10 protein-coding genes and 1 pseudogene are annotated in these 11,578 nt (G+C 63.1%); 6 read left to right on the forward strand and 5 right to left on the reverse strand.

From position 1 onward, the window contains the following. Window positions 1–72: 72 nt before the first annotated feature. From FJ319_13585 to FJ319_13595, 3 genes are all read right to left on the reverse strand, one after another. Complete coding sequence (locus tag FJ319_13585) at window positions 73–372, reverse strand: antibiotic biosynthesis monooxygenase (protein MBM3935304.1); 300 nt, start codon at window positions 370–372, stop codon at window positions 73–75. A gap of 45 nt (window positions 373–417) precedes the next feature. Beyond that, the gene (locus FJ319_13590; protein ID MBM3935305.1) at window positions 418–1,353 is read right to left on the reverse strand and encodes a ketopantoate reductase family protein; all 936 of its coding nucleotides are present in this window, start codon (window positions 1,351–1,353) and stop codon (window positions 418–420) included. Window positions 1,354–1,505: 152 nt separating this feature from the next. Beyond that, window positions 1,506–1,841: a hypothetical protein gene (locus FJ319_13595; protein MBM3935306.1), complete on the reverse strand. Its 336-nt coding sequence runs from the start codon at window positions 1,839–1,841 to the stop codon at window positions 1,506–1,508. Between the two features lie 132 nt (window positions 1,842–1,973). Between FJ319_13595 and FJ319_13600 the strand changes: the two genes are divergently transcribed. From FJ319_13600 to FJ319_13625, 6 genes are all read left to right on the forward strand, one after another. Beyond that, window positions 1,974–2,486, forward strand: a complete 513-nt coding sequence (locus FJ319_13600) for an adenine phosphoribosyltransferase (GenBank protein MBM3935307.1) — start codon at window positions 1,974–1,976, stop codon at window positions 2,484–2,486. Window positions 2,487–2,501: 15 nt separating this feature from the next. Beyond that, the gene (locus FJ319_13605) at window positions 2,502–3,242 is read left to right on the forward strand and encodes a cytidylate kinase-like family protein (GenBank protein MBM3935308.1); all 741 of its coding nucleotides are present in this window, start codon (window positions 2,502–2,504) and stop codon (window positions 3,240–3,242) included. Window positions 3,243–3,329: 87 nt separating this feature from the next. After that, entirely contained in the window at window positions 3,330–3,740 is a 411-nt protein-coding gene (locus FJ319_13610; GenBank protein MBM3935309.1) for a M67 family metallopeptidase, read from the forward strand. Window positions 3,741–3,818: 78 nt separating this feature from the next. Beyond that, window positions 3,819–5,180, forward strand: coding sequence for a PDZ domain-containing protein (locus FJ319_13615; GenBank protein ID MBM3935310.1), 1,362 nt, complete (start codon window positions 3,819–3,821; stop codon window positions 5,178–5,180). Window positions 5,181–5,479: 299 nt separating this feature from the next. Further along, window positions 5,480–6,541: a 2,4-dihydroxyhept-2-ene-1,7-dioic acid aldolase gene (locus FJ319_13620; GenBank protein MBM3935311.1), complete on the forward strand. Its 1,062-nt coding sequence runs from the start codon at window positions 5,480–5,482 to the stop codon at window positions 6,539–6,541. 38 nt (window positions 6,542–6,579) lie between these two features. Continuing rightward, entirely contained in the window at window positions 6,580–7,311 is a 732-nt protein-coding gene (locus FJ319_13625; GenBank protein ID MBM3935312.1) for a Bax inhibitor-1/YccA family protein, read from the forward strand. Window positions 7,312–7,313: 2 nt separating this feature from the next. On the opposite strand, the pseudogene FJ319_13630 reads toward FJ319_13625, so the two are convergent. Continuing rightward, window positions 7,314–8,881: pseudogene (locus FJ319_13630) on the reverse strand (citramalate synthase). Window positions 8,882–9,577: 696 nt separating this feature from the next. Further along, window positions 9,578–11,362 (reverse strand): RecQ family ATP-dependent DNA helicase, encoded by a 1,785-nt coding sequence (locus FJ319_13635; GenBank protein MBM3935313.1) that lies wholly within the window; start codon window positions 11,360–11,362, stop codon window positions 9,578–9,580. Between the last annotated feature and the right edge of the window lie 216 nt (window positions 11,363–11,578).

Here is an 11,578-nt window from a genome sequence, read left to right on the forward strand (position 1 = left end):
CAGCACAGGGGACTGAGCACGAACAATCGCTATCAGTATTTCACTTGGTACTTTTACCTTGTACCACGCTGATCACACATTTTCTGCAAATATGCCCATTTCGATGCGGCTGGACGGGCCGTCGCGCCACTCCTTTACCGCCTCGCCCCATTCAAGGTAGTGCGGCATCTTGCGGTGCGCCTCCCTCGCGGACTCGTCCGTGTACACCTCGTACAGGTGGACCAGGTTTGCGTCCTTCGCGTCCCGCAGAACGTCGAACCGGTAACACCCCGGCTCGTCCCTAACGGAGCCTCGAGCGTCATCCAGCGTCGCCTCTATAAACCGGTCCATTAATCCCGGCCGCACCCTTATGGACACCAGCACGGCGATCATTTTCCTGCCCCCTGTCTTGACCAACTACCAACTACTTACTACCAACTACTTCCCCCGGCCCAGCCGCTTCGCCATCGGCTCCAGCACCGCATATATGGTTCTGTTGACAGGCGTGGGCACGCCAAGCTCCTTGCCCAATCGCACCACCGTGCCCGTCAGCCCGTCCAGCTCCACCGTCTTTCCGGCCCTGAAGTCCTTCGCGAGAGATGAGTTACCGTCCTGCGGAAAGCCGGCCATCATCTTCATCGCGCGCTCGACAGGGTCCTCCGGAAACCGGACGCCGCTCGCGACGGCGATCGCGGCAATCTCCCTGATCGCCTCCCGCGTCATTTCCATCGTCATCGGCGCTTTCGCCATTTCACCGTAGTTGACCCAGGTGGCCGCATTCATCCCGGCGCTCGCCGCCAGGTAGATGAACTTTTGCCACAGGACCGCCTGCGGGTTTTCCACCAGGTCCACCGTCCAGCCGCACTCCTGGAAGAACTTGTGAAGGTCACGTGCGCGCGGCGTGATGCCGCCCTTCATCTCGCCGAACGCGACCTTCGCGCCCTTGCCGAGCTGCTGGATAACGCCGGGAGAGATTAGCCGCGCCTGGATGTACGCCGGGCCGACCATTATCTTGTCATCGCCGTACACCTTGCCGAGGGCCTCGCCGTTGCCGACTCCGTTTTGCAGGTTCAGGATAACCGTCTTCGGACCCACCATGGGCGCGATCGCGGGTATCGCCTCCGCATTACTTTGCATCTTCACTGTAAAGAGCACCAGGTCCGCGAAGCCGACCTCAGCCGGGGCACCAGCCGACTTCACCGGCACGGTGAACTCACCGACCGCCTCGCTCGCCACGCGGAGCCCGCCCGCGCGCATCGCCGCCAGGTGATCCCCGCGCGCGATGAAGGTGATATCCTTCCCCGCCCGCGCGATCAGCGCCCCGAAGTACCCGCCCACGCCGCCCGATCCCATTACCGCAATTCTCATTGGCATCACCCGTTCCCAATGCTCTCAAACCGCACCGGCATCATATTCCGTACAACCCCATCCCGCAACTACTGACCCGTCTTCCCCAATTCCCTCTCCTCCCCGCTCCTCAATTCACTATTCACTATTCACTATTCCCAATTCAGTATTCCCCTCCCTCACCCGTCCGACTTCGCCTCGAAATAACCTTCCGTGTAGCCCAGCCTTATCGCGTGCGCCAGCGCCGGGCCAATCGCCGCCGCAAGCCGCGCCTTCCTTTCCTCGGATAGCTCCTGGGCGATGCCGGACTCCATCATGACGGCGCGCCCCACGATGCCCGCGAACGGGCCGAGCCATTCCGGCATGTGGTCCGCCGTCCCGGAGTTCTCGCAGGCCTCTTCGATGAACGCCAGCGCGCTGACCTCCGCGTCGAGCGGGCTTGCCCGCTTCACCCCATCGAAAAGCTGCCTGTACACCATCTCGAACCGCTCGAAAGTCGCCGGTGACTTTGCCAAAGTGCTCTCCATTCATATCCAGTGTTCCGCTCGGGCCATCGGGACGGACGCCTCCGAATGCGCGCACTTGACCCCTTGGCCGTTGATCCCTATTATGCAAGGGCATTCCGACCCTGCAAGGAACCGACCCCGATGGACCTCAAGAAGCACATTCGCGATATCCCTAACTTCCCGAAGCCCGGAATCCTATTCAAGGATATCACCCCGCTCCTGAAAGACCCCGATGCATTCGCCTGCACAATTGACATGCTTGCCGAGCGCTACACCCGGATGGACGTGGACGCCGTGCTCGGCATCGACGCCCGCGGGTTCCTGTTCGCCGCGCCGCTCGCCTACAAGATGCGGAAGCCCCTGGTGCCCGTCCGCAAGCACGGCAAGCTCCCTTTCAACACCAAGTCCGTCAAGTACGAGTTCGAGTACGGAGACAATGTTATCGAGGTCCACGTAGACGGCGTCATTCCGGGCCAGCGAGTTGTCATTGTCGATGACCTGCTGGCGACCGGCGGAACGCTGGCGGCCTCCGCGCGACTGGTCGAAGAGAGCGGCGGCGTAGTGGCGGAGCTGGCGGTCGTGGTAGAGCTCTCGTTCCTGAAGGGCCGGGACAGGCTCAAGAGCTACAGCATCCATTCACTCATGCAGTACTAAGGCGAGGAGGCGGCTATGTCCATCGTTGCACTGGGCGGCCTTTCCGGCGGTGGCTCGAGACTGCTGGGTCCCATCGTGGCGCAGAAGATCGGCGCCGACTACGTCGACAGGCTAATCCTGACAAATGCCGCGAAGCACATTGGCGCAACCGTGGAAGCCCTCCACCAGCGGGAGCAGCGCCCGCCCACCAAAATGGAGCGCGTCACCGGTCTCCTGCAGCGCATCCTGGAGCGCTCCGCCGTCACAGGGGCAACGGGCGACCCCTACTTCGGCTCCGGCGCAACGGCCCTGCTCACGGAAGAGTTCGAGGACATGCCCCAGCCCACCATAACCAAGGGCCACGAGATCGAGGACGAAAAGTACATCGAGGCTATGCGCAAGGTCATCAAAGGCCTCGCTTCGGAAGGCAACGTCGTCCTGGTCGGCCGCGGCGCGTCCATCATCCTCAAGGACAACCCCATCGCCCTGCGCGTCGGCACAGTGTGCCGTCCCGAAGACCGCGTTAACCGCGTCATGCAGTTGGACAAACTGGACCGCTCCACCGCCGAGAAGACGATCATAGCTCGCGACAAAGCGCGCGCGTACTTTTACACGCGCTATTTCGACATTCTTGACCCCGATGACCCTCAGCTGTACCACATTGTGGTCAATACGAGCGAGATGGACCTGGAGTACACGGCCGAGATAATCGCCAACGCGGTTCGCGCGCTGGAAGACGGACGCCTTCTCCGCAAGCCCGGCACGGTCCCGTCGTAACCGTGCTCGTTGTGGCAGGCGTCTCTACGAAACGGCGCGCGCACGCTGTACAATGCTCCGGTTACCTATATTGCCGGAGGACCCGTCTTGCTTCGCATTCAGAAAGCCCATGCCGATGACATGATCGCGCACTCCCTCCAGGAGGACCCTAACGAGTGCTGCGGCATCATCGCCGGCAAGGACGACACCACGCGCAAGCTCTACCGCATCACCAACATGACAAAGAGCCCTTACCGCTACGTCATGGACCCGCAGGAGCAGCTCAACGCAGACAAGGACGCCGAGAAGAACGGCCTCCAGTTCCTGGCCTTCTACCACTCGCACACGCACAGCCCGGCGTACCCGTCCATGACCGACGTGCGAATGGCGCAGCAGAGCGGATACCTGGACGTCTACTACATCCTTGTATCGCTGGAGAACAAGGCCGCGCCGCAGATCAGGGCATTCCACATTGAAGAGGGTGGAAACATCGTTGAGGAGAGGTTTGAAATCGTCTGAAAAGAGGTGTACGCTCACCCTGCACACTCGCGCCGCGTTTTGAACTTCAGGTAAAGTGCAAGACCGGAGGTACCTCCAATGAAACGGATCAGCATCGTCGGCTCAATCGCAGCAGTCGCCGCCGTAACCATAGGCGTCGGCGCCGTCTTCGTCGGCCAGACGATCTTCGCCAGCGACGATAAGGCCCCGACAGCCGGCCTGCCGGCGGTGGTGAGCCAGCCCCAATCGGCCCCGAACACCACCTCAACCCAGGCGGAAGCTCCGGCGCGCAAGCCATACATCGGCGTCTCCGTGCAGGACTCCCCCAACGGCGTAATTCTGAGCGGCGTCCTGGAAGGCGGCCCCGCAGTCGGCCGGCTCCAGAAGGGCGACATTCTCCTGTCGGTAAACGGTCAGCCGGTCAAGACTGTCAAGGAGCTGTCCGCGGCCATCGGCAGCACGAAAGAGGGCGACGTTGTGTCGGTTGAGTTCAAGCGCGGCGATGCCACCAGCAGCGTGAGAATCACCGTCGGCAGCATTGAGGCAGCCAGGCCGGACCCCATTCAGAAGTTCCGCCCCCAGCCTGCCCCCGCCCCGATTGCCGGCGGACTTGAGCAGCTCATGGCCCAGATGAAGGGCATGCACGGCAAGTTCGTGCGAGGAGAGGTTGTAGTGGAGGCCGAGGACGGTACTTTCAAGACCATCCGGGCGGTGAACGGCACGGCGAGCAACTTCAACGCCGCGGCCGGCACGTTCACCCTGACCCCTCGCGACGGCTCGGCCCCAATCAACTACACGATCAACCCGGACACGATCATCGACATGCGCCGCGCCGGCGACCTTGGCGGGCTTAACACCACCGACCGCACGCTCGTTATCGACGTGAACGGCGAGGTCAAGCTCATTGTCCAGGGCGAGATGGACATGGCAAAGCTGGGCGCGATGGGGATACCCCCGCCTCAGAAGCAGCCCGGCGCACCTGCCGGGCCAGTCCCGCAGCTGTTTCCGCTGCCTCCAAAGTTTGGCCCGGACATCCTCCGTCCCGGCCCCGTTCCACAGGCGCCGTCGGCGGAGACCAACCAGCTACTCCAGCGCCTATTGAACGCTTACCCTCAGCTGCTTCGCCCGGGCGGAGTGACCCCGGAGCTCAAGGAGAAGCTGTCCCAGCTTGCACAGGACGACCCTCGCATGGGCGAGGCGATCAAGATTCTCATGACCAGGCTGGCGCAGGCCCAGCAGGCCGCGCCCAAGGTGGTCAAGCCACAGCCGGCCCCGCAGCCTCCCGTTCTGGACGTCAACCAGTGGATCGAGCGGCTCTTCAACGCCTACCCGGAGCTGAAGCGCCCGCACACCGTAAGCCCGGAGCTGCGCCAGAAGCTGGAGCAGATGGCCCGGGACAACCCGGACATAGCCCCCGCCGTCAAACGCATCCTCAGCCAGATTCCCGCCCAGACACAGTAGTCCACCACTCCAGAGGGTCCCTGCGCATGGGCCCTCTGGTTTTCCCCCTATTAGCCGGATTCATCGCCCACTGAAGTCGTCCGCGAGGCGGGCTGCCGGGTAAGGCGTTAGCGTGGAAGTAGACACCCTGCCCCTGCCACATTAATCGCAATCGTAGGCAGGAAACGGGCGCCCATCGGTGCGCCCCTACGAAAACGGCCCCTCGGCCATATCTACCACGTAACTTCAGAATCCACCGGGAGTAGGGTCGAAGCTGCGTTGCTCCTCGGGAGTCTGAGGGCGGACACCCCCAGCGGCTCATGGGGAAAGCCCCACTGCTCCTCCGGAAGCTGAGGGCGGAGCCCTCAGTGGGGTACGGGGCAAAGCCCCGAAGCGGGGTCTGGGGCGGAGCCCCAGGGTACTATGCCCCCTCTCTCCGTGCACGGAGAAAGGGGGCCAGGGGGAGAGAGGTCGGGGCGGCGTCCGGCCCAACGCGCCAGTCCCTCCGAAGCACGATTCCCCAAAACACGCACTGCCGCCGTTTTTGCTATAATGTGCCTCACTTCTCCCGGAGGCACGCCCACATGCGCAAAAACAACGTCCTTCGCGATCTCATAAAGGCTGGCAAGCCCACCATAGGCACCCACGTCTTCACCGCATGGCCCGGCATGATCGAGGTCATCGGTCACAGCGGCGCGATGGACTACATCGAGTTCTCCGGGCAGTACGCGCCGTACGACCTCTTCGCACTGGAGAACATCGGCCGCGCGGTGGACCTCTTCGACCACATGTCCGCGATGATGAAGCTGGACCAGCAGCCGCGCACGTACCTGTGCGAGCGCGCCGTAGGCTCCGGCTTCCAGAACATCCTCTTCGCCGATCTCCGGTCCGTCGACGACGCCCGCGAGTGCATAAAGGCGATGCGTCCGGAAACCCCGCAGTCGAAGGGCTTCTCCGGCGCCAAGAGCACGCGCGACGCCGGCTACGTCTACCCCAACTTCACACTGCAGGAGTACGTCAAGAAGCTGGACGAGGGCGTGCTGGCGATCATGGTGGAAAAGAAAGGTTGCGTGGACAACCTGGACGAAATACTCAAGCTCGGGACCATTGACATGGTGCAGTTCGGCCCAGCCGACTACTCCATGAGCATCGGCCTCGCCGGGCAGTACGACCACCCCGAAGTCAAGAAGGCTGAGAAATACACCATCGAGACCGCGCTGAAGCACGGCGTACGCCCCCGCGTTGAAATACGCGACTGGAAGCAGGCGGAGCCTTACATGAAGATGGGCGTCAAGGACTTCTGCATAGGCACAGATGTGCAGATCGTCTACCGGTACTGCAAGGAACAGGGCGGCGCAATGGCGAAGGCCCTCGGACGGTAAGTCGGCCGGTTACAAGGCATGCCAATGGGGAGGCGCGCATGAAGTCGAACAATCCAATCCTGAGACAGGACACCTTCCGGCGGTACATGGAGCCGGCGGCCGCCACAATGACCGTGGAAGGCACGGTCAACAAGACGGCCATGCTCTTCGCCATTCTGCTCGCGACCGCGGGCTTCACGTGGTTCATCGCGCGCGGGAATATGGGTGTCGTATTCCCGTTGCTCCTCGTCGGCGCGATAGGAGGACTGATCACCGCTCTCGTCACGACTTTCAAGAAACACCTGGCGCCGGTGACAGCGCCCATCTACGCCGCGCTCCAGGGCTTCGTTATCGGCGGCATCTCGTTTGTGTTCGACGACATGTATCCCGGCATTGCCTTCCAGGCCGTGGGACTCACCCTCTGTGTCATGGCTGCCATGCTCGTCGCATACCGGACCGGGGTTATCCGCGCCACAGGCAAGTTCAAAATGGGCGTCATCGTCGCAACAGCCTCTATAGGTCTTGTCTACATGGCCTCCCTCCTGCTCGGCCTCTTCGGCGTGGAAGTCCCTTTGATCCACTCCGCCGGGCCGTTCGGGATCATCTTCTCCCTCATCGTCGTCAGCGTCGCCGCCCTTAATCTCATCATCGACTTCGATTTCATTGAGCAGGCCGCAGGGGGCGGCGCGCCGCAGTTCATGGAATGGTACGGCGCGTTCGCCCTCATGGTCACGCTCCTGTGGCTCTACACCGAGATACTGCGCCTCCTGGCCAAGATCAGGCGCAAGTAGGATCAGGCGCGAATCGCCCACTCGAGGCTGTCGGCGAGCGCCATCCAGCTTGCCTCAATGATGTTGGCGGACGCGCCGACCGTCCGCCACGTCCGCTCGCCGTCCGTGGACTCGATCAGCACCCTCACGACGGCGGCGGTGCCGTGGCGCTCGTCCACCACGCGCACCTTGTAGTCCGTCAGGCGCACGGCGGATAGCGCGGGGTACGACTGCACCAGCGCCTGCCGCAGGGCAGTGTCCAGCGCGTTCACCGGCCCGTTGCCCGCGGCCGAGGAACTCACTTTCTTCCCGCCAACCTCAACCGTGATCTCCGCCTTGCCCAAGGCCTGTTTTTTTGCCCTCACCCACTGCCCACTGCTCACTGCTGTCCTAGCCAGAACGAAAGGCGCCTCATACCCCGGCAGTGACCTTCTCACCAGGAGATCGAACGACGCCTCCGCGCCCTCGTACTGGAAGCCCCTGCTTTCGAGCTCCTTTACGCGCTCAAGCAGCTTCGCCGCCTGGTCGGGGGTCAGCGTCACGCCAAGGCCAAGGTCCTGCACCTTGCGCAGGATGTTGCCCCGGCCTGAGAGCTCGGACACCAGCACACGGTTGGCATTCCCCACCAGTTCCGGCCGGATATGCTCGTAGCTTTCCTTGACCTTAGCGACCGCCGCCACGTGCAGTCCCCCCTTGTGGGCGAACGCGCTCGCGCCCACGTACGGCTGGGACGGCGCGTGCGGAATGTTTGCGATCTCTGCCACGTAACGGCTCACCTGCGTGAGATTCCCAAGCTGGGCGTCCGACAGGCTCCGGATCCCCATTTTCAAGCTCATAGCCGCAGCGACCGAAATGAGGTTGGCGTTGCCGCACCGCTCACCGTAGCCGTTGATAGTCCCCTGCACCTGCGTTGCGCCGGCGCGTACTGCAGCCAGCGCGCTCGCGACAGCCGTATCAGTGTCATTGTGGGTGTGTATGCCCAGACGAGCGCCCGTGTCATACTTCACAGCGGAGACGATTCTCGCCACCTCCTCCGGCAGGGTGCCGCCGTTCGTGTCGCAGAGAACAATGTGCTCCGCGCCCGCCTCGGCGGCCGCGAGCACAACCTCCACGGCGTACCGCGGGTTGGCCCGGAAACCGTCGAAAAAGTGCTCGGCGTCGAAAAAGACCCGTTTGCCCTTGCCCCGCAGGAACCTGACCGAATCGCGGACCATATTCAGGTTCTCATCCAGCGAGGTCTCCAGCACGCGCGTTACGTGCAGGTCCCAGCTCTTCCCAACCACGGTCACCACCGGCGCGCAGGACTCCACGAGCGCGAGCAGGTTGGAGTCGCCGGCCGCCTCTACCCGGGTCCGACGGGTGCTACCGAACGGGGTGAGCACCGCGCTCTTGAGCTTGAGGTCCCGGGCGCGCCTGAAAAACTCAACGTCCTTTGGATTGGACCCGGGGGTACCCCCCCCTCGATGTACTGAACACCAAGCTCGTCCAGTCGCCGCGTGATCGCCAGCTTGTCGTCAACCGAAAAAGAGATGCCCTCGAACTGGGCGCCGTCCCGCAGGGTAGTATCGTAAAGGTCACCGTGTTGCGCCATTTCATCCACTCCTGAAAATTCTGAAATCGCCGGAAAACAAAGAAGGCCCGCCCCTGTGTAGGGACGGGCCTTCTGAAAAGCATCAGAAAGTGGACCGCGGTACCACCCTTATTTCGAACGCCCTGGATGCCTCCCCCTCTCCACAAAGGAGAGTCCCCGATCACGAATGGGGATAAAGGCCAGTTGAGGCGCTTCGGCTCTCTACGAGGTACGTGTTCATACCCCTGCCCTGGTAACGGCGGGCAATCCCGTCGGAGTCTAGTTGGGTCCGGCCTTTCCGCTCCCTCTCCTGGCTTTGTTTCTCCCCCTCAGGGGGAGATGTCAGCGCTCTGGCTGACAGAGAGGGTGACGGCTGTTCGCCCCCTTCTTACCTCTCCCTTGACGGGAGAGGTCGTCCCGATGAAGCATCGGGACGGGTGAGGGTGACGGCTGTTCGGCTGTTCCTCCGTACCCGTTGCCCTTTACCCCATACCCTGGGATGGTGAGGCAGCGGGGCGGCGGCGCCCTTTCGGTCCGCTGCTCAGGAGGGATATTCCGGCAAGCCCTCAAGCGCGCTCGCTTTCACCACCCGCCGCATGGCGGGGCGAGGCTCTCTGGGCCGGACGCTCACCGTACTCGTCTCCGTTGTCGCTTTTGCTATTCGATTACAAAAACGATAAGCCCGGCCGCCGGGACGTGTCAAGCTGTGCGGCGGCCTCAGGCGTGCGCGTTCACGATCGCAAGGACCTCGTCGCCGTACCTGCTGACCTTGACGACGGTAACTCCCCAGGCCCTGAAAAGCTCGCTCTCCGTCCTGGGCCGCCGTGAGGCGATGTCCCGGAGCGCCCGGTCTGAAAAGACCGTGAAGGCCGCCACGCCGTCGCGCTCCGCCCTGCTCCGTCGCCACACCCTCAGCTCCTGGAACAGCGGATCGTCGTCCGCCACGTCCCCCCCAACCGAGTCCTTCGCCAGCGCCGTCCGCCCTTTCCTCCTCCCTTCCTCTCCCGCAGGGAGAGGTGTCGCGGCTTTGCGCGACAGAGAGGGTGTGGCTGCGGGTCCCCCCCTGCACACGTCGCAGCTATCGCACTTCGCCGGCGCGGGCTCTCCGAAGTAGCGCAATATGCTCGCGCGGCGGCAGGAGTGTGACTCCGCGTACGCCACCATGTGCGATAGCCGCTCCTCCACGTACTTCTTGTGCTCGGCAATTGATGCGCAGTCTATCGGCGCCTCGGGGTCCGAGGAGGCCAGCTTCAGAGAGGAGGAATCCATCAACCCGGAAGCGCGAAGAGCCACGATCGTCGCCGCCAGCCCGTCCTCCTCATTCCTGGGAACGACGAATTGTGGACCGACCGACTCCTGGGCCTGGGCCTGCTCCGCGAGCCACCGTTGCCACGTTGCCCGGACAAAGTCCTCTTTCGGGTGCGCCTTGTTGATGAAGTACTGCTGCGCGCTTGCCTCCCGGGGTCCATAGAGAAGGATGCAGTCCGCCGGGTCGCCGTCCCGCCCCGCCCTACCCGCCTCCTGGTAGTAAGACTCCAGGCGCCCCGGCATGTTGAAGTGCACCACGAAACGCACGTCCGGCTTGTCCACGCCCATTCCGAACGCGTTCGTCGCCACCATCACCTCAACCTCGTCCACGGTAAACTGCCGCTGCACGCGCGTCCTGTCATCCCGCTCCATGCCTGCATGGTACCCCGCCGCCCTGACGCCGCAATCCTGCAGGAACGCGGCTATCTCCCCCACGCCTCCACGCGTTCGCACGTAGACGATGCCGGAATTGCCGCGCCGGGTGCTCAGGTACCGCCTCAGCCACTCCCGGCGCTCCTCGTCGCGCGATATGCGCTCCACTGAGAACTTGAGGTTCGGCCGGTCCACCGACGTCACCACCTGCGCGGTGCTGCCGTTGATACCAAGCCTGTCGATAATGTCCTTCCGAACGCGCGGGTCCGCCGTCGCCGTCAGCGCCAGGGTCCGCGGCGAACCGAGCCGCTGCCGCACCGAGCCGAGCGTGAGGTAGTCCGGCCGGAAGTCGTGCCCCCACTCGGACACGCAATGCGCCTCGTCAACTGCCAGCAGGTTCACTCCGTGCCTCGCCAGGCCCGCGACGAACTTCTCGTTCGCAAAGCGCTCGGGCGCAACGTACAGAAGGTCGAGCCTGCCACCAATGAAGTCCAGGTACGTGTTGTTCTGCTGGTAGCGGGTGAGGCTGGAGTTGATAAAGGCGGCGCGGACGCCGGCGGTGGCGAGCGACTCCACCTGGTCCTGCATGAGGGCAATCAGGGGCGAAACAACGAGCGTGCGGCCGTGAGCAATCGCCGGGAGAACGTAGCACAGGCTCTTGCCGCTGCCGGTTGGCATAACGCCCAGCACGTCGGTCTCGGAGAGTTTCTCCAGAACCGCCGCCTGCCCGTTCCGGAACGCAGGATAGCCGAACCTCTCGGCCAAAAGCCTTCCGTAGACCTCCATCTGCCCCATAGTGCCGTTCCGCGTAGCTGCCTGCAAGGCTCCCCCACGGACCAGCGACCGGTGCCGGCTGGTCTTGCTTCAATTCACAGTCTAAGAAAGCGAATAGACTCTACCAGATTTCCGGGCCACATTCACGTCTTGACAACGAGTTAATGTCAATGCTCAATGACTTTGTCAGTCTTACTGCTCAGTGATTTTGTCAGTACGACTGGTTTTGGTTGAGTCAGTCTCGATCTCCAAGGGTGATCTGGA

The sequence above is a fragment of the SAR202 cluster bacterium genome (assembly GCA_016872355.1).
Taxonomy (GTDB): Bacteria; Chloroflexota; Dehalococcoidia; order Lucifugimonadales; family VGZY01; genus VGZY01.

Excerpts from the sequence above, each read along its gene's own strand:
- FJ319_13585 (MBM3935304.1), bottom strand. The coding sequence starts at position 372 with ATGATCGCCGTGCTGGTGTCCATAAGGGTGCGGCCGGGATTAATGGAC.
- FJ319_13590 (MBM3935305.1), bottom strand. The coding sequence starts at position 1,353 with ATGCCAATGAGAATTGCGGTAATGGGATCGGGCGGCGTGGGCGGGTAC.
- FJ319_13600 (MBM3935307.1), top strand. The coding sequence starts at position 1,974 with ATGGACCTCAAGAAGCACATTCGCGATATCCCTAACTTCCCGAAGCCC.
- FJ319_13605 (MBM3935308.1), top strand. The coding sequence starts at position 2,502 with ATGTCCATCGTTGCACTGGGCGGCCTTTCCGGCGGTGGCTCGAGACTG.
- FJ319_13615 (MBM3935310.1), top strand. The coding sequence starts at position 3,819 with ATGAAACGGATCAGCATCGTCGGCTCAATCGCAGCAGTCGCCGCCGTA.
- FJ319_13620 (MBM3935311.1), top strand. The coding sequence starts at position 5,480 with ATGGGGAAAGCCCCACTGCTCCTCCGGAAGCTGAGGGCGGAGCCCTCA.
- FJ319_13625 (MBM3935312.1), top strand. The coding sequence starts at position 6,580 with ATGAAGTCGAACAATCCAATCCTGAGACAGGACACCTTCCGGCGGTAC.